Annotated in this window: 25 protein-coding genes; 15 read left to right on the forward strand and 10 right to left on the reverse strand. The window is 67.6% G+C overall.

The genetic code is table 11. The annotated features are described in order from the left end of the window. Positions 1 to 153: 153 nt before the first annotated feature. The 10 genes from AC3A57_RS09170 to AC3A57_RS09215 all read right to left on the reverse strand — a co-directional run bounded on the left by AC3A57_RS09170 (position 154) and on the right by AC3A57_RS09215 (position 8,067). Positions 154 to 1,158, reverse strand: a complete 1,005-nt coding sequence (locus tag AC3A57_RS09170) for a tetratricopeptide repeat protein (RefSeq protein ID WP_487578625.1) — start codon at positions 1,156 to 1,158, stop codon at positions 154 to 156. A gap of 41 nt (positions 1,159 to 1,199) precedes the next feature. Next, positions 1,200 to 1,649 carry a cytochrome c-type biogenesis protein gene (locus tag AC3A57_RS09175; RefSeq protein WP_487578837.1) on the reverse strand — a complete coding sequence of 150 codons (450 nt, stop codon included), beginning with the start codon at positions 1,647 to 1,649 and terminating at the stop codon, positions 1,200 to 1,202. 179 nt (positions 1,650 to 1,828) lie between these two features. Then, positions 1,829 to 2,374, reverse strand: coding sequence for a DsbE family thiol:disulfide interchange protein (locus tag AC3A57_RS09180; RefSeq protein ID WP_487578626.1), 546 nt, complete (start codon positions 2,372 to 2,374; stop codon positions 1,829 to 1,831). A gap of 3 nt (positions 2,375 to 2,377) precedes the next feature. Further along, a complete protein-coding gene (locus AC3A57_RS09185; RefSeq protein ID WP_487578627.1) occupies positions 2,378 to 4,429 on the reverse strand; it encodes a heme lyase CcmF/NrfE family subunit in 2,052 nt (683 codons plus the stop codon). A gap of 210 nt (positions 4,430 to 4,639) precedes the next feature. Further along, positions 4,640 to 5,107 carry a cytochrome c maturation protein CcmE gene (gene ccmE / locus AC3A57_RS09190; RefSeq protein ID WP_487578628.1) on the reverse strand — a complete coding sequence of 156 codons (468 nt, stop codon included), beginning with the start codon at positions 5,105 to 5,107 and terminating at the stop codon, positions 4,640 to 4,642. Next, entirely contained in the window at positions 5,104 to 5,277 is a 174-nt protein-coding gene (gene ccmD / locus AC3A57_RS09195) for a heme exporter protein CcmD (RefSeq protein ID WP_487578629.1), read from the reverse strand. The genes ccmE and ccmD overlap by 4 nt, the downstream gene beginning before the upstream one ends. Continuing rightward, positions 5,277 to 6,035: a heme ABC transporter permease CcmC gene (gene ccmC / locus AC3A57_RS09200; RefSeq protein WP_487578630.1), complete on the reverse strand. Its 759-nt coding sequence runs from the start codon at positions 6,033 to 6,035 to the stop codon at positions 5,277 to 5,279. The genes ccmD and ccmC overlap by 1 nt, the downstream gene beginning before the upstream one ends. Positions 6,036 to 6,120: 85 nt before the next feature. Further along, positions 6,121 to 6,837, reverse strand: a complete 717-nt coding sequence (gene ccmB, locus AC3A57_RS09205; protein ID WP_487578838.1) for a heme exporter protein CcmB — start codon at positions 6,835 to 6,837, stop codon at positions 6,121 to 6,123. Between the two features lie 23 nt (positions 6,838 to 6,860). Next, positions 6,861 to 7,505 (reverse strand): heme ABC exporter ATP-binding protein CcmA, encoded by a 645-nt coding sequence (ccmA, locus tag AC3A57_RS09210; protein WP_487578631.1) that lies wholly within the window; start codon positions 7,503 to 7,505, stop codon positions 6,861 to 6,863. An 88-nt stretch (positions 7,506 to 7,593) separates the two neighbouring features. Continuing rightward, positions 7,594 to 8,067: a DUF3293 domain-containing protein gene (locus tag AC3A57_RS09215; protein ID WP_487578632.1), complete on the reverse strand. Its 474-nt coding sequence runs from the start codon at positions 8,065 to 8,067 to the stop codon at positions 7,594 to 7,596. Positions 8,068 to 8,341: 274 nt separating this feature from the next. On the opposite strand from AC3A57_RS09215, the gene AC3A57_RS09220 reads away from it, so the two are divergent. The 15 genes from AC3A57_RS09220 (at position 8,342) to AC3A57_RS09290 (ending at position 23,006) form a co-directional block, all read left to right on the forward strand. Beyond that, positions 8,342 to 9,490 (forward strand): pyridoxal phosphate-dependent aminotransferase, encoded by a 1,149-nt coding sequence (locus tag AC3A57_RS09220; protein WP_487578633.1) that lies wholly within the window; start codon positions 8,342 to 8,344, stop codon positions 9,488 to 9,490. Positions 9,491 to 9,901: 411 nt separating this feature from the next. Beyond that, positions 9,902 to 10,324, forward strand: a complete 423-nt coding sequence (locus AC3A57_RS09225) for a hypothetical protein (protein ID WP_487578634.1) — start codon at positions 9,902 to 9,904, stop codon at positions 10,322 to 10,324. 100 nt (positions 10,325 to 10,424) lie between these two features. Continuing rightward, entirely contained in the window at positions 10,425 to 11,477 is a 1,053-nt protein-coding gene (locus tag AC3A57_RS09230; protein WP_487578839.1) for a VirB8 family type IV secretion system protein, read from the forward strand. Continuing rightward, on the forward strand, positions 11,474 to 12,244 hold the full coding sequence (locus AC3A57_RS09235) for a TrbG/VirB9 family P-type conjugative transfer protein (protein WP_487578635.1): 771 nt from the start codon (positions 11,474 to 11,476) through the stop codon (positions 12,242 to 12,244). The genes AC3A57_RS09230 and AC3A57_RS09235 overlap by 4 nt, the downstream gene beginning before the upstream one ends. Next, a complete protein-coding gene (locus tag AC3A57_RS09240; protein WP_487578636.1) occupies positions 12,241 to 13,491 on the forward strand; it encodes a TraB/TrbI/VirB10 family type IV secretion system protein in 1,251 nt (416 codons plus the stop codon). Before AC3A57_RS09235 ends, AC3A57_RS09240 begins: the two co-directional genes overlap by 4 nt. A gap of 22 nt (positions 13,492 to 13,513) precedes the next feature. Next, positions 13,514 to 14,551: a P-type DNA transfer ATPase VirB11 gene (gene virB11 / locus AC3A57_RS09245; RefSeq protein ID WP_487578637.1), complete on the forward strand. Its 1,038-nt coding sequence runs from the start codon at positions 13,514 to 13,516 to the stop codon at positions 14,549 to 14,551. A gap of 178 nt (positions 14,552 to 14,729) precedes the next feature. Further along, positions 14,730 to 15,581 (forward strand): lytic transglycosylase domain-containing protein, encoded by an 852-nt coding sequence (locus AC3A57_RS09250; RefSeq protein WP_487578840.1) that lies wholly within the window; start codon positions 14,730 to 14,732, stop codon positions 15,579 to 15,581. Between the two features lie 87 nt (positions 15,582 to 15,668). Continuing rightward, the gene (locus AC3A57_RS09255) at positions 15,669 to 16,028 is read left to right on the forward strand and encodes a TrbC/VirB2 family protein (RefSeq protein ID WP_487578638.1); all 360 of its coding nucleotides are present in this window, start codon (positions 15,669 to 15,671) and stop codon (positions 16,026 to 16,028) included. Then, complete coding sequence (locus tag AC3A57_RS09260) at positions 16,021 to 16,332, forward strand: VirB3 family type IV secretion system protein (protein ID WP_487578639.1); 312 nt, start codon at positions 16,021 to 16,023, stop codon at positions 16,330 to 16,332. The genes AC3A57_RS09255 and AC3A57_RS09260 overlap by 8 nt, the downstream gene beginning before the upstream one ends. Positions 16,333 to 16,465: 133 nt before the next feature. Then, a complete protein-coding gene (locus AC3A57_RS09265) occupies positions 16,466 to 18,922 on the forward strand; it encodes a VirB4 family type IV secretion/conjugal transfer ATPase (protein ID WP_487578640.1) in 2,457 nt (818 codons plus the stop codon). Between the two features lie 61 nt (positions 18,923 to 18,983). Then, positions 18,984 to 19,763 (forward strand): DUF4141 domain-containing protein, encoded by a 780-nt coding sequence (locus tag AC3A57_RS09270; RefSeq protein WP_487578641.1) that lies wholly within the window; start codon positions 18,984 to 18,986, stop codon positions 19,761 to 19,763. 143 nt (positions 19,764 to 19,906) lie between these two features. Continuing rightward, positions 19,907 to 21,052, forward strand: coding sequence for a TrbL/VirB6 family protein (locus tag AC3A57_RS09275; protein ID WP_487578642.1), 1,146 nt, complete (start codon positions 19,907 to 19,909; stop codon positions 21,050 to 21,052). A gap of 137 nt (positions 21,053 to 21,189) precedes the next feature. Next, positions 21,190 to 21,606, forward strand: a complete 417-nt coding sequence (locus tag AC3A57_RS09280) for a DUF4189 domain-containing protein (protein ID WP_487578643.1) — start codon at positions 21,190 to 21,192, stop codon at positions 21,604 to 21,606. Positions 21,607 to 21,782: 176 nt separating this feature from the next. After that, entirely contained in the window at positions 21,783 to 22,265 is a 483-nt protein-coding gene (locus AC3A57_RS09285; protein ID WP_487578644.1) for a DUF4189 domain-containing protein, read from the forward strand. Between the two features lie 243 nt (positions 22,266 to 22,508). Further along, positions 22,509 to 23,006, forward strand: a complete 498-nt coding sequence (locus AC3A57_RS09290) for a DUF4189 domain-containing protein (protein WP_487578645.1) — start codon at positions 22,509 to 22,511, stop codon at positions 23,004 to 23,006. Positions 23,007 to 23,102: the final 96 nt, after the last annotated feature.

Raw genomic sequence — 23,102 nt, forward strand, 5'->3', positions numbered from 1 at the left:
AGGGCGTCGGCGGGCCTCGGCGAGTGCGCGCTCGAGTGCGCGCTCCGGCCCGCGAAGCAGGGTAAACCATCGTCGCCGGACGCGCGCTGCGCACCGGCGCGATTCTGTGCCCGGCGCAGCACTGACGCTGCGTCCGGCGTCGTGCCGTCGGTTTCACTCGACGGCGCGGTCGATGCGCAACACGATCTCGTCGGCGTTGCCGCGCACCTTGACCGCGACCGGCGGCGAAGCCAGGTCGCCGGCCTGCGGCATGGCGTTGCCGGTGGCGGAGATCCGCGCCAGCACCTGCACCTGCTCGAGCTGGGAAAGCTTGGCGGTCGGCATCGGGCTGTCGCCGTCGTCGAGCACGACCTGCACCGGGAACCGGGTGGCGGCCAGCTTTTCCACCGCGACCGGCATCGGCCGGCCGTCGGCCTGGCGCGCGATCACGAACAGGCTGGCGCCGGCCGGCACGCGCGCGGCCAGGGCCGGCGCCAGTTCGACCTTGATCTTCAGCCCTGCGTTGGCCGCCGCCGCGACCGGCGCCGGCAGCGGTTCCAAGCCGGCTTCCTGGCGCGCGCCGTTGATCTGCTCCCGCAGGCTGGCGGCGGTGCCGGCGTCGACCACGCCGAGCAACGGCTCCCAGGTTTGCGCCGCTTCGGCCGGGCGTTCGGCCTGGCGATGGGCGATGCCGAGGAACCAGCGCGCGCGCTGATGCATCGGCTGCTGCTTGAGCGCGTGCTGCAGCATGCTCACCGCTTGCTGGTCGAAGCGCCGGTCGCGGGTCGCCAGGGCGCGCGCTTCGGCGGCTTCGGCCAGCAGATCGGGATTGTCCGGCGCCAGCGCGACCGCGCGCGCGTAGGCGTCGCGCGCCTTGGCGCTCTGGCCTTCGGCGGTATAGGCGCTGCCGAGCAGGCGCCAGCCTTCGATCTGGCGCGGATCGCGTTGCAGTTCGGCTTCGAGCTGGACGATGGCGTCGGCCAGGTTCTGCGGCGCCTTGCTCTGCTGCGGGTCCAACGCGCGCGGAGTGCCGATCGCCAAATAGATGGCCAGCGTCGCCAGGCCCAGCGCCAGGCCGAGGCCGGCGCCGAGCAGCGGCCGCGCGCGCCACAGCGGATACAGGGTGACGCCCAGGCCGAGCACCACCAACAGCGCCGCGGCGGCGACGAACATCGACATCGACGCGCTCCCCATGGCCACCGCGCTCACCATTCCCGCGCTTACCATTCCTGTTCCTCATCGCTGGGTGCATCGGCGGGCGCGCGGTCGCCCGGGGCGCGGCGGCCCCGCGCCAGGCGCGCGACCGCGAAGCCGCCGGCCAGCAGCACCAGCGCCGGACCGAACCACAGCAGCCAGGTCTTGGATTCGACCTGCGGCCGGTACAGCACGAACTCGCCGTAGCGCGCGACCAGGAACTGCTTGATCTGGGCGTCGTCCTGGCCTTTCCGCATCAGCTCCAGCACCTCGCGACGCAGGTCGTGGGCGATCTGCGCATTGGAATCGGCCAGCGACTGGTTCTGGCACATCACGCAGCGCAGTTCGGCGACCAGGGCGTGGAAGCGGCGTTCTTCGGCGTCGCTGTGGAAGCTCAGCGGCGCCGGGTCGTTGGCGGGCTGGGCGAACAGCGGTGCGCTCACGGCGAGGCCCAGGGCGAGGGCGACGGTCGCCAGAAGCCGGCGCGGGCGGGACGAGGCAACAGCAACAGCAGCAAATCCCCCCTGTCCCGCCTTTTTCAAAGGGGGGAAGCCGACAGGAGAGAACGACGCTGCCTGCAGGCGCACCGCCACGCTTCTCCCCCCTTTGAAAATGGGGGGCAGGGGGGATTTGCTCTGGATCGCCGTCGCCGCCCTCATCGCGTCTTCTCGACCTCGTCCAGCATCGGCAGCAACTGCTCGGCGACGACCTTGTCGCTCAACGGGCCGACGTACTTCCAGCGCACGATGCCGCGCGCATCGACCAGGAAGGTCTCCGGCGCGCCGTAGATGCCCCAGTCGATCGCCGACTTGCCGTCGTAGTCGGCGACCACGACCCAGTACGGATTGCCGTACTGCTCCAGCCAGCGCAGCGCGTCGGCGTGTTCGTCCTTCCAGTTGAAACCTAGCACGCGCACGCGCTTGGTTTCGGCGAAACGGGTCAGCACCGGATGCTCGTCGCGGCAGGCCGGGCACCAACTGCCCCAGACGTTGAGCAGGTAGGGCGCGCCGCGCAATTCCTCGGACGACAGCAGGCGCCCGGCTTCGTGCAGCACCGGCAACGAAAACGCCGGCGCCGGCTTGCCGATCAGCGGCGAAGGCAGGGCCTCGCGGTTGGGGTTGCGGCTCAGCCATACGCCCGCGGCGAGCAGCACGGCGAGGGCGGCGAAGACGGCCAGCGGCAGCCAGCGGCTCTTGTTCATCGGTCAATCTCCATCGTCCGCCGCGTGCGCGTTCGGCCTGTCGTCGTTGCGGCGGTCACGCCCGTGTTCGAAATACCCTTGCGGGCCGTCGGCCATGGCCAAACCGGCCGGCTCGGCGCGGGCCGGCTGCGCCGCTTGCGCCAGCGCGGGCCGGAAGCGGCGGTCGGCGGCGGCGACGAAGCCGCCGAGCATCATCAGCAAGGCGCCGGCCCACACCCAGCGCACGAACGGCTTGACGTGCACGCGCAGCGCCCAGGCGCCGTCGCCGAGCGACTCGCCCAGGGCGACGTACAGGTCGCGGCTCAGGCCGCGCTCGATCGCGGCCTCGGTCATGACCTGGCCGCCGCTGGCGTAGGCGCGTTTCTCCGGGTGCAGCACGGTCAGCTCGCGGCCGCGGTCGAACACGGTGACCGTGCCGTAATCGGCCTCGTAGTTCGGCCCGACCCGGTGCGCGACCCGGTCGAAGCGGAACGCGTAGCGGCCCAGGTCGACGCTCTGGCCCGGCGCCAGCGCGACTTCGCGCTGCACGCTCAGGCCCTCGACCAGCAGCGCGCCGACCAGGAACACGGCGACGCCGAGGTGGGCCAGGGTCATGCCGAGCATTTCCGCGGTATAGCGCGTGCCGTCGCCGCGCAGGCGGGTCCAGACGAAGCGCAGGGTGCCGGCGCCGACCCAGACCGCGCCGCCGACGCCGGCGGCGACCTTCCACGGCCCCTGCGGAGCGAGGAAGAAGGCGCCGATCGCCGCGCCCAGGGCCAGGCCCAGCCAGGGCAGCAGCATCGCCAGCGGCCGCGCCGGCTGTTCGCGCTGCCAGCGGAACAACGGCCCGAACGGCAGCAGCAGCACCAGCGGCGTCATCAGCAGCACGAACATCAGCGCGAAGTACGGCGGGCCGACCGAGATCTTGCCCAGCTCCAGCGCATCGGCCAGCAGCGGGTACAAGGTGCCGAGCAGGACCATCGCGCAGGCTGTGGCGAGCAACAGGTTGTTGATCAGCAGCAGGGTCTCGCGCGACGCCGGCTCGAACGGCTTGCCGGGGTCGTCCGCGGACGAGGGCGCGCGCAGCGCGTACAGCAACAGCGAGCCGCCGATCACCAGGCCGAGGAACACCAGCACGAACAAGCCGCGCGAGGGATCGGCGGCGAAGGCGTGCACGCTGGTCAGCACGCCGGAGCGGACCAGGAAGGTGCCGAGCAGGGACAGCGAGAACGCGGCGATCGCCAGCAGCAGGGTCCAGCCGCGGAAGCTGCCGCGCTTTTCGGTCACCGCCTGCGAATGCAGCAGCGCCGCGCCGGCCAGCCAGGGCATGAAGCTGGCGTTTTCGACCGGGTCCCAGAACCACCAGCCGCCCCAGCCCAGTTCGTAATAGGCCCACCACGAGCCCAGGGCGATGCCCAGGGTCAAAAAGGCCCAGGCGATGTTGGTCCAGGGCCGGGTCCAGCGCAGCCAGCGCGCGTCGACCTTGCCGTCGAGCAAGGCCGCGATCGCGAACGCGAACGGCACCGCGAAGCCGACGTAGCCGATGTAGAGCATCGGCGGGTGGATGATCAGGCCCGGATCCTGCAGCAAAGGATTGAGGTCGCGGCCTTCGGCCACCGCCGGCAGCAGGCGGGCGAAGGGATTGCTGGTGAAGATCAGGAAGGCCAGGAAGCCGACGCTGACCACGCCCATCACCGCCAGCACGCGCGCGATCACCGGCGCCGGCAGCGCGCGCGAGAACCGCGCCACCGCGCCGGTCCACGCCGCCAGCACCAGCGCCCACAGCAGCAGCGAGCCCTCGTGCGCGCCCCATACCGCCGAGTAGCGATAGCCCATCGGCAGCAGGCTGTTACTGTTCTCGGCGACGTAGCGCAGGGAGAAGTCCTGGACCACGAAGGCGTGGGTCAGGATGAGGAAGGCCAGGCCGACCAGCAGCAACTGGGCGTAAGCGGCCGGACGCGCGATCGCCATCCACGGGCCGATGCCGCGCTGGGCGCCGAGCATCGGCAGCACCGCCTGCACCAGCGACACCAACAAGGCGAGAATCAGGGCGATCTGGCCGAGTTCAGGCAACATGGCGCGGCTCGCTGGAAGGCTTGGCGACTACGGCAACGGCCACAGCCAATCCCTCCCCGTCCCCCTTTTTCGAAGGGGGGAGGCTGTCGGGAGCGCGCGTAGGAGCCGTCCAGCCTCGGCTGTTGCCGCCATTGGACCGGGCGCTGCTGTTCCCCCCTTTGAAAAAGGGGGGCGAGGGGGATTTGCGCTTGCCCGCAACGACCACGGCGATCAACGCGCCGTCTCCTTGCCGCCCGGCGCCGCGACGTCGTGCTTCTGGTGCGCCTTGCCCATCTTGTCGGCGACTTCCTTCGGCATGTAGGTCTCGTCGTGCTTGGCCAGGATTTCCTCGGCGACGAAGGTGTCGCCCTGCATGCGGCCGGTCGCGACCACCGCCTGCTTCTCGCGGAACAGGTCCGGCAGGATGCCGCTGTAGCGCACCGCCAGTTCGGCGTCGCCGTCGGTGACGCGGAATTGCGACTCCAGCGAGCCGCGGGTGCGCTGGAAGGACCCGGCGGCGACCATGCCGCCGAGGCGGAAGCGGGCGCTGTCGCCGGCTTCGCCGCGCAGCACTTCGCTGGGCGTGTACAGATAGGCGATGTTGCGTTGCAGGGCGGTGGCGACCAGGGCGGTGGCGACGCCGGCGGCGGCGACCAGGCCCAGCACCCACAGCAGGCGACGGCGACGGGTAGGGTTCATCGGCTCAGTTCTCCGCTGCGAGGCCGGGCCGCCGCAGCCGCGGCGCGCGCGGCGCGGGCGCGGGCCTGGCGCAGCTCGCGCCGCACCTGCCAGTGGCCGGCGACGAAGTCCCAGCCCAGCACGACGACGAACACCGCATAGGCGGCGACGATATAGGACAGGTATTCCATCAGCGCGCTCCCTCGCCGGCGCCGGCCAGTTCGGCGACCCAGGCCTTGCCGCGCTCGCGGCGCAGATTGTCGGCGCGGGCGCGGGTCAGCAACGCGCCGAGGAACCACAGCTTGGTGCCGATCAGCATCAGCACCAGCGGCATCATCATGCTCGGGTCCATGCTCGATTTGCCGAGCAGGCGGATGGTCTGGCCCTGGTGCAGCGAATTCCACCATTCCACCGAGTAGCGGATCACCGGCAGCAGGGCGACGCCGACGATCGCCAGCAGGCCGGCGGCGCGCGCGGCGGCGCGGCGGTCGTCGATGGCCTGGTACAGGCCGATCACGCCCAGGTACAGGAACAGCAGGATCAGTTCGCTGGTCAGGCGCGGGTCCCAGTCCCACCAGGTGCCCCACATCGGCCGGCCCCAGATCGAGCCGGTGGCCAGGGTGATGACGGTGAAGCCGGCGCCGATCGGCGCGCAGGCCATGGCCAGGATCTCGCACAGCTTGATCCGCCAGACCAGGGCGATGCCGGCGTACAGCGCCATCAGCGCGAACACCGCCATGCTCATCCAGGCGCTGGGCACGTGGATATAAAGAATCCGGAAGCTGTCCTTCTGCTGATAGTCGGCCGGGACCTGGAACAGCGCGCCGTACAGGCCCCAGGCCATGACCAGCAGGCCCAGGCCGTAGGCCCACGGCGCCCAGCGCGCGGCGAAGCGGTCGAAGTAAGGCGGCGAACCGAGTTGGTGGAACCAGCGGACGATGGGATTCATTCAGCGGCTTCGACGTCCGGGCCCGCCCTTGCGGGCCGGACGGTTGGGGCGCGGCGGCCGGGCCGTCGCGCGGGATCGGGGGGCATCAGCTCAGCGCGATGCGGATCGCGGCCGCCGCGGCCAGCGGCGCCAACAGCAGCGCCACCGCCAGGCCGGCGGCCAGGATCAGCAAGGCGCCGACCGGGTCCAATCCCTGGGCCGAGGCGGCCACGCTGCCGGCGCCGAACACCAGCACGGGAACGTACAACGGCAACGCCAGCAAGGCCAGGAGGATACCAGAGCGGCGCATGCCGACCGTCAGCGCCGCGACCACCGCGCCGAGCAGGCTCAGCAAGGGCGTGCCCAGCGCCAGCGAGGCCATCAGCACCGGCAGTTGCTCCGGCGGCAGGTACAGCAACTGGGCCAGCAGCGGGGTCGCCAGCAGCAGCGGCAGGGCGGTGGTGGCCCAATGCATGAAGGTGCGCACCGCGACCAGCCAGCCCAGCGGCACCGGCGCCAGCATCCATTGTTCCAGCGAGCCGTCCTCGGCGTCGCCGCGGAACAGCGTGTCCAGCGACAGCAGGCCGGCCAGCAGCACCGCCAGCCACAGCACCGCCGCGGCGACCCGCGCCAGGGCCTGCTTTTCGCCGCCCAGGGCCAGGGCGAACAGGGTCACTACCAACAACGCCAGCAGCGCCGGTTGCGCCGCGTCGCCGCGGCGCCGCCAGAGCAGGCGCAGATCGCGCGCCAGCAAGGCGCGCGCCGCGCCGGCCAGGCCGGGCAGGGCGCCATCGTGCGAGGGCGGCACGTGTTCGGATGGCATGTGTTCGGATGGAGCCGGGGCGCTCATGCGGCCTTCTCCAGCAGCAGCATCCGGGTCCGCACCGGCGGCGCGGCGTAGGCGCCGTGGGTGGTCACCAGGGCTGCGCCGCCTTCGCCCAGGTGCGCCTGGACCATCCGGTTGACCAGTTCGATCCCGTCCAGGTCGAGGTTGGCATAGGGTTCATCGAGCAGCCACAACGGCGCCGGCGACAGCCACAGCCGGGCCAGCGATAGGCGCTTCTTTTGCCCGGCCGAGAGCTGGCGCGCCGGCGCGTCCTCGTAGCCGGCCAAGCCGACGATGGCCAGCGCGTGCTCCAGCGACTGGCCGGGGCGGCGGCCCTGCAGGCCGCACAGGAAGCTCAGGTTCTCCAGTGCGCTGAGATCGGCCTTGAAGCCCGGCAGATGGCCGAGATAGGCGATGGCGCGGGCGCGGTGAGCGGCGTCGGCCAGGCGGCCGTCGAGTTCGATCTCGCCGGCGTCGGCGCGCAGCAGCCCGGCCAGCACCCGCAGCAGGGTGGTCTTGCCGGCGCCGTTGTCGCCCTGCACCAGCAGGGCCTCGCCGGCGGCGACCGAAAAATCCAGCGGGCCGAACACGGGTTCGTCGTTGCGCGTGAAGCGCAGGGCGCGGGATTGCAGCAGCGGCGGGGCGGAAGCGGGCGTGGGCGTCATCGGCGGCGAGCGGGCGGCCGGCGCGGCCACGGATCGCGCAGTTTATGCGAGTCGGCGCCCCGGTCCGCAGGCGGCGGCGCCGAATCGCTCAGTCGCCGATCCAGTCGGTGTAGTCGGCGCCCTCGGCATCGGTCGGCCGGGCGATCAGCATCCGCAGCCGGACCGGTTCGCCGCGGCGCCAGGCCAGCACGCCGGCTTGGCCGAAGTCGCGCGCCAGGGCATTGGCGGCAAGGTCGTCCAGATCGGCCAACAACCAGCCCGGTTCGCGCCATTCGCCGGCGCTGTCCTGGGCCCAGGCGGCGTGGCGCGGGATGCCGGCGGCTTCCAGGCGGGCGATCAGGCGTTCGTCGGCGGCGCGGTTGGCGCTCTCGGAATGCGGCTCGGAGGCCGGGTTCCAGGCGCTGACGAACAGGTAGCGCGACGCCGGCCAATACGCCTCCAGGTCGGCCGCCGGGCGTCCCACCCGCAGCGGCAGGGCGTCGCCGTCCAAGGCCACCGCGTACTCGGCGGCGGCGTAGGCGAGCGCCAGTTCGGCGGCGTTGACGACCTGCAGTTCGCGCATGGCGCCAGTGTCGGCCGGCGTGGCGCGGGGCGCAAATCCGGCCGACGGGCGGCGCGCGCCGGCCTGGTCCGGTCGGTCCAGGCCATGCTCGTCCAGTCCATGGCTCGTCCAGTCCGTGCCGGTCCATTCCGTGCTTGTCCAGTCCGTGCTTGTCCAGGGCGGCTGCGGCATAACGATATGAGGGTGCGCAATCGCTGCCGCCCGCGGCGGTCTCACGTCGTGCAATCCCGATTCCGTACACTTGAGGTTTCCTCGCGCGATCCCAGCCAGGCCCATGACGCCCGAAACCAAGCTGCCCAAGGTCGGTACCACCATCTTCACCGTGATGTCGCAGCTCGCCCTCGAGCACCAGGCGGTCAATCTCGGCCAGGGCTTCCCGGACTTCGACGTGCCCGCGCGCCTGGTGGACGCGCTCGCACGGGCGATGGCCGAGGGCAAGAACCAGTACGCGCCGATGACCGGCATCCCGGCGTTGCGCCAGGCCATCGCGGCGAAGACCGAGCGTTGCTACGGCCACCGGCCCGACGCCGACGCCGAGATCACCGTGGTCTCCGGCGCCAGCGAGGCGATCTTCGACGCGGTGCAGGCGGTGGTGCGGCCGGGCGAGGAGGTGATCGTGCTCGATCCCTGCTACGACAGCTACGAGCCGGCGATCGACCTGGCCGGCGGCCGCGCCGTGCACGTGCCGCTGGACCCGCAGACCTTCGCGGTCGACTGGGACCGGGTGCGCGCCGCGGTCACGCCCAAGACCCGCCTGCTGATGATCAACTCGCCGCATAACCCTTCCGGGGCCATGTTCGACGAAGCCGACATCGCCCGGCTGAGCGAACTGCTGCGCGACACCGGCATCTATCTGCTCTCCGACGAGGTCTACGAGCACATCGTGTTCGACGGCCGCCGCCACGAGTCGGTGCTGCGCTACCCCGAGCTGCGCGAGCGCGCCTTCGTGGTGTCCAGCTTCGGCAAGACCTACCACTGCACCGGCTGGAAGATCGGCTACTGCATCGCGCCGCCGGCGCTATCGGCCGAGCTGCGCAAGGTCCATCAGTACAACAGCTTCTGCAGCTTCGCCCCGGCGCAGTGGGCGTTCGCCGAAATGATCCAGGCCGAGCCGGAGCACTACGAACAGCTCGGCGCCTTCTACCAGGCCAAGCGCGACGCCTTCCGCGATCAGCTGCTGGGCACGCGGCTGCGGCCTTTGCCGGTGCCGGGCGGCTACTTCCAACTGGTCGACTACTCGCAGGTCAGCGATCTGGACGACGTCGCGTTCTGCCGCTGGCTGACGATCGAGAAGGGCGTCGCGGCGATTCCGCTGTCGCCGTTCTACGAAAGCGCGCCGGCCGGACAGCGCCTGGCGCGGCTGTGTTTCGCCAAGAATCCGGCCACCCTGGATGCGGCGATCGAGCGCCTGGCCCGACTTTGAGTCGCAACTCTAGATTGCACAAAATCAACGTGACCACTTGCACACTGCTTTGACTTCGGTCTAACCTTCGCTTACGAGTGTCGGCAGACGCTCGAACGACGGCGTGGCCGTCTAGCAAGGGGGAGTTCATGGACAGAACGATCGTCATCCGCTGCGCGTCGCGCGCAGCCCGTATTTTCCGAACCGAGCCATCCGCGGCCGACGCCGTTCGCGTCGCCGCGAAAAACGTGTTCTCGGTCGCAATTCCGTCCGCATCTGTCCGGACAACCCAACTCCAACAATGACCGCGGCGACGCCGTCGCCAAGCCTGGATCGGCCAGGCGCGGCCGGCGCCACCGCGGACTAACTCGTGCGTCAGCTCATTACCTAGCCGGGGAAAGCGTGAGACATACAACTGCAACCAGCCCTCGTTTGTGGACCGCGATTCTGCTGGCGACCGCGCTGGCCGGGTGCGCCACAAGGCCCGCGCCGGATTTCGGCGGTCGCTGGAAGCCGGTCAACCGGTATTCCGAGGCTCCGAGCGAAATTCCGCTGCACCAGTCCTACGTGTTCTATCCCTCTCCGATGGACGGGACGCTCAAGACCATGCTCACCCGCTGGGCCCAGGACACGAGCATGCAGCTGGACTACCAGCACTACTCCGATTTCACCCTGCACCAGGGCGTGTCGACGATCAACAGCACCAGCCTGCCGGACGCGATCGGCCAGTTGAACGCGGCCTACGCGGCGCAGGGCGTGGTGATCGCGCGCGAAGGCGACCGCATCGTGGTGCGTACGGCGCCTTCCGCGCCGGCGGCCTCCGGCGGCGGCGAGGCGGCCGGTCCGACGCCCTGATCCAGCGACGGGCCCCTAGGCCCCAGGGTCCGGCGGCGGAACGGTTCGGATGCCGTTCCGCCTCGCCGGCGACGATCGCATAGTGATGGATGCAGCCCAGATGTTCGGAAAAAAGCCCGTAACCCCGCAAATCGAAAACGCGGTCGCCAAGGCGGCCAACTACGAAGTCACCGTCGCCGACATCGCCCGCAAGAGCGAGCGTCGCGCCTGGATCGTCGCCTGGTGCTCGATCGTCATGGCGCTGATCCTGGCCGGCGGCTACTTCTTCTTCCTGCCGCTGAAGGAGAAGGTGCCGTATCTGGTGATGGCGGACGCCTACAACGGCACCGCGACCGTGGCCCGCCTGGCCAACGACTTCACCAACCCGACCATCGCCACCAGCGAGGCGATCAACAAGGCCAACATTTCCCAGTTCGTCCTGGCCCGCGAGTCGTACGACTACTCGCAGATCGGCCAGCGCGACTGGGGCACGGTGTTCGCGATGGCCACCCCGCAGGTGACCAGCGGCTACTCGGCGGTGTTCAAGACCGAGAACCCGGCCAACCCGATCACCGTCTACGGCAAGGACAAGACCCTGCGGGTCAAGATCCTCAGCATCCAGCTGCAGAGCGAGAAGAACGTCGACTCGCGGCCGAAGGTGGCGACGGTGCGCTTCCAGCGCAGCGTCTACAACAAGACCTCCGGCGGCTCGACCCCGCTCGACAGCAAGATCGCGACGATCGAGTTCCTGTACAAGTCGAACCTGAAGATGGACGAGCTCAACCGCTTGGCCAATCCGCTCGGCTTCCAGGTCACCGGCTACCGCGTCGACAACGACTACGCCGCCTCGCCGCCGATCGCCACCGAGTACCAGGATCCCAGCGCCGCGGCGCAGCAGCCGGGCGTCGTGCAGGGCGCGCCGCAGCAGGCTTATCCGCAGGGCTATCCGCCGCAGCCGGGCGTTCCGGGCCAACCGGGCCAACCGGGCGTTCCGGGCCAGCCGGGCGCCGCGCCCGCCCAGCCCGGCGCCGCGCCGGCGGCTTATCCGCCGGGCACGATGCCGCCCCAGCCGGGCGCCCAGCTTCCCACCAACCCCGCCGCCAATCCGGCAATGACGCCGGCGGCCGCCCAAGCTGCACCGACTGGCAATGCGAATGGAGTCAGCACCCGATGAACTGCCTGCGTAAACATCGCCTGGCCGCCCTGATGTTCCTGGCGGTTTCCGGCCTCGCGCAACCCGTTTCGGCCCAGGTCATCCAGGAATACGAGTACGAGGCCAACCGGATCTACACGGTGCGCACCGGCCTGGGCATCACCACCCAGATCGAGCTCAGCCCGAGCGAGAACATCCTCGACTACAGCACCGGTTTCAGCTCCGGCTGGGACCTGAGCCGTCGCGACAACGTGTTCTACATCAAGCCCAAGAACGTCGACGTCGACACCAACATGATGATCCGTACGAGCACCCACTCGTACATCTTCGAGTTGAAGGTCGTCGCCACCGACTGGCGCGTGCTGGAACAGGCCAAGCAGGCCGGCGTGCAGTACAAGATCAAGTTCGTCTATCCGAACGACACCGAGTTCTCGAACAGCAAAGAGGCCAAGCCCGAAGAGCCGACCCCGGAGCTGAACACCACGCTCGACAAGAACCGGGTCTACAACTTCGACTACCAGTACTCGAGCCGCAAGAAGCAGTCCTGGCTGGTGCCGAGCAACGTCTACGACGACGGTCAGTTCACCTACATCAAGATCAGCGGGCTGAAGTCTCTGCCGACCGGCAATTTCCCCGCGGTGTTCGGCCGCGAACGCGAAGGCAGCGAGGATTTCGTCGTCAATACCACGGTCCAGGACAACACGATCGTGGTGCACGGGACCTATCCCTACTTGATCATCCGGCACGGCAATAACGTCGTCGGTCTGCGCAGGAAGAAGCAGAAATGAGCCAGAACATTCCGCCCAACACGCCCGGCCAGCCGGACGACAACAACGGCCAGCAGGGCGCCTACGGCTACGCCGGCGCCGGCGCCAATCCCTATTACGGCCAGCAGCAGGCGGCCGCGGCGCCGGACCTGGACGCCGGCGCGCCGATGCTCAAGTCGACCGACGTGCAGAAGCTCAACCGCAAGGCGATGCTGTTCCTCGGCGGCATCGTGCTGCTGTTGATCATCGCCGCGGTGTGGATGTTCAAGAGCGCGACCTCCGGCGAAGACGACAAGAAGCCGGTCGAGGAAGAGGTGGTCAACATCCCGGAGCTGCCGAAGGCCGCGACCGACGCCGCGCCGCCGCTGCCGCCGGTCGAGCAGGTGCAGGAAATGCCGCCGCTGCCGATGGTGCCCGAGCCTTCGCCGCAGGAACTGGCCGAGCGCGAAGCGCCGCCGCCGGAACAGCAGGGTCCGCGTCCGCCGTCGCTGCTCGAGCGCCGCATGGGCATGGTCGAAGGCGGCGGCGGTTATCCGAGCGCCGGCATGGGCGGCACCGACGGCGCCGGCAACGACCCGTACGCCGCCGCGATGGCCGCGGCCGTGCAGGCCAACATGCCCGGCGGCGGCGCCAAGCAGCGCGACGAGCGCGACATGCCGACCAGCGCCCAGCCGCTGTACAACCCGGACACCCTGCTGCTGCGCGGCACCTACATCCGCTGCGTGATGGAAACCCGCATCGTCACCGATATCGCGGGCTTCACCTCCTGCATCGTGACCGAGCCGACCTATTCGGTGAACGGGCGCCGCCTGCTGCTGCCGAAGGGGTCGAAGATCTCCGGCCGCTACCAGTCCGACAACATCAACGGACCGCGCGTGTCGGTGATCTGGGACCGCATCACCACCCCGAACGGCATCGACGTGAACATGGCCAGCCCGGGCGTGGACAACCTCGGCGGCGCCGGCCACGTCGGCGACTACAACGCGCACTGGGGCAGCCGCATCGCCTCGGCCCTGCTGATCAGCCTGATCAGCGACGCGTTCAAGTACGCCGCCGCCGAGCACGGCCCGCGCTCGACCGAAGTCACCAACAGCGGCAACCTGGTGTCCTCGCCGTACGAGAGCAACACCGCCGAGGCGATGGAGCGGCTGGCCAACCAGGCGCTGGACAAGAGCATCAACCGGCCGGCGACCGTGACCATCAACCAGGGCACGATCGTCAACGTCTACGTCGCCAAGGACGTCGACTTCTCGACGGTCATGAGGTAAGCCGGTCTCCGCGGCAGTCACGATGGACGCAGACAATTCACCGATAGCGCAGGTTTCCAACGCGTTCTTGGAGTATCAGTACCAGGTGCTCGGCATCCTGGAGTACATGAGCTCCCCGGACGTCACCGAAATCTGCATCAACCGGCCGGGCGAGCTCTATCTGGAGACTCGCTCCGGCTGGAACCGGATCGAAGTGCCGAGCCTGACGTTCGAGCGGGCCCGGCAGTTCTGCACCGCGGTGGTCAACGAGAGCAACACCGGCCAGCGCATCACCGATGCCGACCCGGTGGTCTCGCTGACCTTCCCGACCGGGCAGCGCGCCCAGTTCGTGATCCCGCCGGCCTGCGACTCGGGCAAGGTGTCGATCACGATCCGCCTGCCGTCCAAGCACAGCAAGACCCTGGCCCAGTACCAGGAAGACGGCTTCTTCAACCAGATCCTGGAGGGCGCCCACACCATCAGCGACCACGACCGGGAGCTGCTGGAGCTGCGCTCGCAGCGCAACTACGCCGATTTCTTCCGCAAGGCGGTGCAGTACAAGAAGAACATCGTGGTCGCCGGCGCCACCGGCAGCGGCAAGACCACGTTCATGAAATCGCTGGTCGGCCACATTCCGAACTACGAACGGCTGGTGACGATCGAGGACGCGCGCGAACTCTTCATCGAGCAGCCGAATGTGGTGCACTTGCTCTACTCAAAAGGTGGACAAAGCACCAGCAATGTCACGGCCAAGAGCTGCATGGAGGCCTGTCTGCGAATGAAGCCGGACCGGATCATCCTGGCCGAGCTGCGCGGCGACGAATCGTTCTACTTCATTCGTAACTGCGCCTCGGGCCACCCGGGATCGATCACCAGCTGTCACGCCGGCAGTACCGCGCAGACCTGGGATCAGCTCGCGCTGATGGTGAAGGCGTCCAACGAGGGGTCGGGGCTGGAGTTCTCGGTCATCAAGCGCCTGTTGATGATGACCATCGATATCCTGGTGCACATCAAGGCCCACGCGGGCCAGCGATACATCACCGGCATCGACTTCAATCCGGAGCGCGCCTTCGCCGAGTGAGGCGAGGGCGCTGAATAGCCTGAACTGTGACGCAGTTGTGCACGGCCATTGACATTGCTGGCTCCAGAATGAATCATTGCTGCGTCAATGCGACTTTCGATAAGTCCTTCATTTCTGGAATGTTTGCAGGGGGTCGGCGCCAAGGTCGGCACGGGGGGATCAAGGAATGTTGCCCGGAATTGAATTGACGAACTGCACGGGCCTGGCTGTCCCGAACGAAGTGATGCAACACGTCGTTCGGGTGGAGTCCTCGTTCAATCCCTACGCCATCGGCGTGGTCGGCGGCCGCCTGGTGCGCCAGCCCAAGAACCTGTCCGAGGCGGTGGCCACCGCGCGCATGCTCGAGCGCCGCGGCTACAATTTTTCGCTCGGCGTCGCCCAGGTCAATCGCTACAACCTGGAGAAGTACGGCCTGCCGTCGTACGAGAAGGCGTTCGAAGTCTGCCCGAACCTGCAGGCCGGCTCGAAGATCCTGGCCGAATGCTACGGCCGCTCCGGTTCGAACTGGGGCAAGTCCTTCAGCTGCTACTACTCCGGAAACTTCGTGACCGGTTTCCGCCACGGTTACGTGCAGAAGATCTACGCATCGATCAACAAGGCCGCCGCGGCCGAGTCCGACGGCCAGGCCATCGCCCTGGCCGGCCTCGCCGCGCCGGCCCAGCGTCGGGTCGGCAGCGCGCCGATGTCGGCGGCTGCGGCGACCGCGACCGCGCGCGGGGTCTACGCCCCCGGCCGCCAGTCCGGCCCGCAGCGCCTGGCCGCCGCGCTCGATCCGGCGCCGGCGCCGCTCGCCGCCGCGCCGGCGATGGCCGCGCCCGTCGCCCCGATGCCGTTACCTACGCCAGTGGTGGTGGGGCCGCAGCCCCTTGCCGCGGCGGTCCGACTTGCTCCGGCCGGTACGGCTGCGGCCCAGCCGCAACCGCTCCAGCCGGTCAAGGTGATGCCGATGAACGCGGCCACGGCGGCTGCGCCTGTCGCTCCTGCGCCGGCAACGGCGACTTCCCCGGGAGACCAGGCCTTCGTCTTTTGATTTGTTGTTGTCCTCCACCGACCCCGTAAAGCGATTCCGTTTTCCTCGACCACCACTGACCACTCGCTAAAAAGAAGGGATTTCTTCATGAATACCACCGTCCTCAAGAACTTCACGTCGGCCTTCGCGATGGCCGCCCTGTTCGTCGCCATGCTGGCCATGCCGGAACTGGCCTTCGCTCAGAACCCGGCCGAAGGCCGCGTCAAGGGCTTCATCACCAACCTGAACAGCCTGCTGAACATCGCTTCGGTCGCCATCGTGACCATCGCCGTGATCTTCGCCGGCTACCAGATCGCGTTCGCCCACAAGCGCATCGCCGACGTCGCTCCGGTTCTGATCGGTGGCTTCCTGATCGGCGCCGCCGCCCAGCTGGCCAAGATGGTCATCCCGGCGGACGTCGGCTCGGCGGTGAGCATGATCACCGCCGCTCTGCCCGTGTATGCATAAGAACGTGCTGTTCCGCGGCTGTACGCGCCCGCCGATGTTCCTCGGCGTGCCGTACATCCCGTTCGCCTTCGGCGCGGGCACCAGCCTGCTGCTGACGTTCTACATCGACATGTTCTGCATTCTGCTGCTGCCGATCGTGATTTTCATCATGCGGCAGATGGCCCGGCGCGACGAGATGATCTTCCGTCTGCTCGGCCTGCGGCTGCAGTTCCGCATGCGGGTCCGCAACCTGCAGAAGAACGCGAACATGTGGGTGTTCTCGCCGAACCTCTATCGCAATCCTGGCGAAAAGAGCAAGGCATAGTGCCGTAACCGGACGCCATTGCGGTCAGCCGCAATGGCGTCCGGCGCAGTAGCGCAATCAGGTTCGGAACCCGCGCGGCCTCGGCCGCGGCCGGGGCCGCCCACTTCCCACAGCAGACATCGACCGCCGCCCAATGCTGAGTCCAGACGCTCCGATCAGCGAATTCATCCCGCTGTCCACCCATGTCTCGCCCACGGTGCTCAAGACCACCGGCGGCGATTTCATGCTGGTCTGGCACTTGGGCGGCCTGCCGTTCGTCGGTCGCGAAGAGTGGGAGCTGGAGCACCGCCACAACACCTTCAACCGCATGCTGCAGACGCTGCGTGCGCCCGACTTCACCAATGTCGCGTTCTGGGTCCACGACGTGCGCCGCAAGCGCCGGATCAAGACCGACAGCAAGTTCGGCCAGACCTTCAACCAGCAGCTCTCCGACGGCTATTTCGCCTCGCTGTCCAGCCAGAAGCTGATGCAGAACGAGCTGTACCTGACGATGATTTACCGCCCGATCGTCACCGGCAAGCGGCTGGCCGAGAAATCCTCGAACGTCCAGCAGCTGCAGGAGCAGCAGGACCAGGCCATCGCCAAGGTGCTGGAGCTGGCCAGCAACGTCGAGGCGGTGCTGAAGGACTACGCGCCGTACCGCCTGGGCATGTACGAGGCCAAGAACGGAGTCGTCTTCTCCGAGGCGCTGGAGTTCTTCGGCTACGTGCTCAACCGCATCGACGAGCCGGTGCCGGTGCTGCCGGCGCCGGTCTACAACTACCTGCCGGTCAGCCGCCACACTTTCTCCAGCAAGACCGGCGACTTCGTGGTCACCACGCCGACCGGGCAGAACCATTTCGGCGCGATCCTCAACGTCAAGGAATACACCGACGCTACCTATCCGGGCATCCTCAACGGGCTGAAGTACCTGGATTTCGAGTACGTGGTAACCCATTCCTTCAGCCCGATGGGGCGCCAGGACGCGCTCAAGGTGCTCGACCGCACCAAGGGCATGATGATCTCCTCCGGCGACAAGGCGGTCAGCCAGATCGTCGAGCTCGACTACGCGATGGACCAGCTCGCCTCGGGCAACTTCGTGCTCGGCGAGTACCATTTCAGCTTCGCCGTGTATGCCGACAGCCAGGAAGCGCTGGCGCAGAACATCGCCATGACCCGCGCCGAGCTGTCCAACGCCGGCTTCGTTTCGGTCAAGGAAGATCTGGCCGTGACCGCGGCCTATTACGCCCAGTTCCCGGCCAACTGGAAGTACCGCACGCGCCTGGCCAACGTCAGTTCGTTGAACTTCCTCGGCCTGTCGCCGCTGCACAACTTCGCCACCGGCAAGAAGGAAAACAATCCCTGGGGCGAGTGCGTCACCACGCTGCAGACCACCAACGGCCAGCCGTATTTCTTCAATTTCCACGCCACCCATCCGGCCGAGAACTCGCTCGGCGAGAAGGCGATCGCCAACACCATGGTGATCGGCAAGTCCGGTACCGGCAAGACCGCGCTGATCAACTTCCTGCTCAGCCAGGTGCAGAAGCTCAAGCCGACGCCGACCATCTTCTTCTTCGATAAGGACCGCGGCGCCGAGATCTTCGTCCGCGCCTGCGGCGGCAACTACCTTGCGCTCGAGAACGGCCAGCCGACCGGCTTCAATCCGTTCCAGTGCGAGAACAACGAAACCAACGTCCAGTTCCTGTCGGACCTGATCAAGGTGCTGGCCGGCAAGTCGGTGTACTCGGCGCGCGAAGAGGAGGACATCTTCCGCGCGGTCGAGAACATCCTCGACACGCCGATGCACCTGCGCAGCATGACCAACCTGCAGAAGAGCCTGCCCAACATGGGCGACGACGGCCTCTACGCGCGCCTGCGCAAGTGGACCGCGGGCAATTCGCTGGGCTGGGTGTTCGACAATCCGGTCGACACGATCAACCTCGAGAAGGCCAGCATCATCGGTTTCGACTACACCGACGTGATCGACAACGTCGAGGTGCGCGTTCCGGTGATCAACTACCTGCTGCACCGCCTGGAAGAGCTGATTGACGGCCGCCCGCTGATCTACGTCATGGACGAGTTTTGGAAGATCCTCGACGGCGGCGGCGCGCTGAAGGAATTCGCCAAGAACAAGCAGAAGACCATCCGTAAGCAGAACGGCCTGGGCATCTTCGCCACCCAGAGCCCGGAAGACGCGCTGGCCAGCGACATCTCGGCCTCGCTGATCGAGCAGACCGCGACCCTGATCCTGCTGCCCAACCCGAACGCGAGCCGCGAAGACTACATCGAAGGCCTCAAGCTCACCGACGCCGAGTACCAGGTGGTCAAGAGCCTGGACGAGCGTTCGCGTTGCTTCCTGGTCAAGCAGGGCCATGCCGCGACCGTCTGCCAGTTGAACCTGCGCGGCATGGACGACGCGCTGGCGGTGATCTCCTCGTCGACCGACAACATCGAGATCATGCACCAGGTGGTGGAGAAAGCAGCGCACAAGGCCGGCGTGGCCGCGGACGATCTGAGTCCCGACGCCTGGCTGCAGGATTTCTACGACAACCGCAAGGGCTCGGGCAAGGGCGGCGCCAAGAGCGCCTCGCCCAACCGGTCCGCCGCTTAATCACGCAATCACCTTGAGCCGCAACGTCAAGCGCGACTTACGAGATCAGGAGAAAAGGAAGATGAAGACCATGAATGCCAAGCAGGCGATCAAGAAGAACCTGGCCGTTGCGGTCCTGACCGCGGCCTGCGTGTTCGGCGTCAGCAGCGCCCACGCCCAGTGGGTGGTGACCGACCCGGGCCACACCATCCAGAACATCGTCACCCAGATCAAGGGCTTCGCCGAGCGTTACGGCCAGCACTACAAGGAATGGACCAAGCTCAAGGAGTCGGTCGAGCACTTCCAGCAGCAGTTGGTCAAGCTGCAGAGCATGCTGAGCACGATCGGCATGCCGCCGCAGGAGAAGTGGAAGGAGCTGGACCGGGGCGCCGAAGTCGCGGCCAAGTGCGCCTCCAGCGGCGGCGGCGGCGGCGGGTTGCCGGTGATCGGCGCGCTGACCGGCGGGTTCAAGCTCGATCTGGGCGGCGACGTCGCCAAGCAGCAGCGCCAGATCTGCGTCAACATCGTCAGCGCCAAGGTCGAGAAGTACAACTACACCGTCCGTTTCGCGCGCGACACGCTGCCGGAAATGGAGCGCCAGATGAAGACCCTGGAAAAGAAGCGCAATAGCGACCTGAAGCAGGGCACGATGGAAGCCGTCGCCAACGACTCGGCGCGCCTGGCCAACGCCATGTCGGCCAAGTTCGCCAACTACCAGGGCCAGATGCAGGCTTACGACAGCTACATCATGGCGATGGAAGACAACCAGCGCCAGCTGGTGGAAACGGCGATGAACGGCCGCGCCGGCATCCTCGGCTCGGTGTTCAAGACCGTCGCGCTCGAGCGCGCGCTCAACAACTGAGCGCTGCTCCGGGCGCAGGGGACGTGCGGGACGGAGTTCCCGCGGTGAGTAAATGGATTCACTAGATCAGGGGCATGAGCCTCAGAGGGCGTGGTGGCGGTATGAGTAAGGCATTCAACCTCGTTGGCGGATCGGCGAGCGGCTTGACCGATTGGTTGAGCCCCAGCATCGACTCGGCGGGCGACTTCATCTTCTTCCGCTTGATCCTGAAGTACCTGCGCAAGGAGATCGAGAAGTTCGGCATCGAGATCCTCGGCAACGCGATGCAGTGGGCGGGCGGCATCGCCCTGACCCTGCTGACCCTGTGGATCATGATCCAGGGCTACCGCATCGCCACCGGCCAGTCGCGCGAGTCGATGATGGCCCTGGTGACCAACTCCCTGCGTGCGACCCTGATCGTCGGCCTGGCCACGACCATGGCCATGTTCGGCACCCCGATGCACCAGTTCCTGACCAAGGACGTCAAGAAGGAAATCCACTGGGTCGTCACCGGCGAGAACACCGATCCCGAGGACGAGATCGACAAGAACCTGGGCTACATGCAGCTGGCCTGGTCGAGCATCGACATGCTCGATGCGATGGATGACAACGTCCTCGACGCCAAGAAGACCCGGGCGATGTGGTTCGTCGGCGTCGGCGCCGGCGGTCCGGCGGTCACCGCCGGCATCTCGCTGCTGTTGTACGAGATCGCGATGGCTTTGTTCGTCGGGTTCGGGCCGATATTCATCTTGTGTTTGCTGTTCGACCAGACCAAACAGTTGTTCAGCAAATGGCTGTTCTACGGCATAGGCACGATGTTCTCGATGGCGGTGCTCAGCGCGATGATCTCGATCGCGCTGAAGATGGTGTCCAAGGTCGCCATCGCCTTGTGGGGCACGGCCATCCTCGGCTCGCTGACCGGCCTGGACACCAGCGACGGCATGTCCAGCCAGGCGCTGCAGCAGGGCGGCCTGGGCCTGATCCTGTCGGTGCTGATCATCAGCGCGCCGCCGATGGCCGCGGTGTTCTTCCAGGGCGTGATGGGCCAGTTCAGCAGCTACAACAACTTCGCCGGCGGTGGCCAGACCGCGTCGCCGGGTGGCGGCATTCCGCCGAGCAACCGCGGCTATGAGGGCGGCGGTGGCGGTTATGCGCCCAGCAACCCTGGCTACGACATGGGCGGTGCGGGGCGTGTGGCTCCGGGCGGCGGTCCGAATATGGGCGGTGGACCCAACATGGTGGGTAGCCGCGTCAGCGGCGGGCAGACCGTCGCCCATCAAGATACGGTTAAGACAGGATCGCGAGAATAAGCGCTATGTGCCGCCAGACCTCGAAGGGGCTGGCGGCTGTAGCTCACTCGCGGTGAAGGAGTCTACCGATGCGTGCGATGGTCGCAGTTCTGCTTCTTGGATGGATGGGAGGGGCTTACGCCCAGTGCCCGGCGGGCATGCCGAATACGCCCGGTTGCATTCCGCCCGACGGCCCGGGCTGGCGGCAGAACATGCCTGCGCCCGGCGACGAGGCCAGGCCGCGCACGCCCAAGCAGTGGCTGTCCCGTTGGGGAGCGATCGCGGTGGACGACGGCACCAACAGCGTCGGCACCTCGACCCAGTCGACAAGCAAGGAGTATGCCGAGCAGGAAGCGCTCGATCGCTGCGTGGACAACGGCGGAGGCGGCTGCCGGGTGGTGCTCGCGTACCACGACCAATGCGGCGTGCTGGCCTGGGGCTACGATTATTACGCGACCGCTCGCGGGCCTTCGGTGGACAAGGCCTCGAAGATGGCGATTTCCGAATGCAGCAAGTCCACCAAGGACTGCAAGGTCGCGTACTCGGACTGCGCCTTGCCTACGGCGGTCCACTGAAGTTTCGGTGCGCTGTTGCGATGCGCATCCCAGCGGGATTCCAGTCAGCGGCGCCTCACGGCGCCGTTGTCCGTCTTGGAGGCCGAAGTCTGATCGAGCGGCAGGTATTCGCCGGGCGCGCGCGGCTCGGGCGCCGTGGTTGCGGGATGCGGCCATTGAATCTTAGGAGTAGGTCGATGCGGGTCGTCTTGGCGGGCTTGTTGATGGGATTTGCGGGCGCGGCTTATGCGCAGTGTCCGGCGGGTATTCCGCCGTCTCCCAATTGCGCTCCTCCCGACGCTCCGGGCTGGCGGCACAACAGGCCGGCGGACGGCGATGATGCGCCGCGCCCGCCGCCGCGTTGGAAAAGCACCTGGGGCGCGATCGCCGCCGACGGCGTCAATGCCAAGCTCGGAACCGCCACGGGCATCGCGTCGAAAGAAGATGCGGAGGAGATCGCGTTGTCGCAATGCCGCGAACAGGGCGGCAAGGACTGCATCCTCGATATCTCGTATTCCGACCAGTGCGCGGTGTTGGTCACGGGCGACAAGAACTACTCGACGCAGACGGCCGCCTCGATCGAACGCGCCTCTGCGCTGGCGATGAAGCGCTGCAATTCGTCGGATACCGGTTGCCGGGTGTACTACTCCGATTGCAGTCTGCCCGTGCGCATCCAGTAAGAGCATCCGAGTCGGCGACGAAATGTCGCGAGCGCTCGTCCTCGCGCTGCAAGGTCTTTCATTCGGATTGCGCGCGCGCGGTTCCTGATTCAGTAAGCTGCGCCGGCAAGCGCGGCGCGAATCGGCTGAATCGGTTCAGTCGGCTGAACCGCCGCCGGCCGGCGCTCTAACAGTGGCGCTTTCGGCGCCGCTTTGAGGGGCGGCGTATAGTGTCCGCAGGCTCCAATGCCGAAGGAGCGGGCGATGAAACCCATCGCGCTCAGCCTCATCGCAATGCTCGGGTTCGCCGGGCCGGCCGCCGCGCACTTCCCGTTCGCGGTGCCCTCGGCCGGGCATTTCCAGTGGGTGTTGTTCAACGCCTGGGGGCGGGCGCCGCCTGCGGAAGTGATCTATCCCGAGCCGCCGCCGGTCGCTCCCCGCGACTGGCGCATGCAATGGGGGGCAATCGCGGTCGACGAAGGCAGCCGCAGCGTCGGCACCTCCACCCAGGTGGCGAGCCAGCCGGAGGCGGAACGCGAAGCGCTGCAGGACTGCGCCCGCGAGGGCGGTGGCGGATGCAAGGTCGTGCTGGTCTACCGCGATCAGTGCGGGGTGCTGGCCTGGGGCGGCGACTTCTATGCGTCGGCGCGCGGCCCCGACGTTCCGGGAGCGTCCGACCTGGCGCTGGAACAATGCGCCCGGTCCGCCGTCGACTGCAAGATCGCCTACACCGATTGCGCATACCCCGTTCCGGTCTATTGAGCCCTAGGCGGATCGGTTGCCGCTGCGCGGGACGGTAGCGGCGCCAGCGCAATGGCCGTCCGCGTTCGAGTCCACAAGTCGAGCGCCGTTCAGCCA

It is taken from the genome of Lysobacter sp. Soil_C_15, assembly GCF_057657315.1.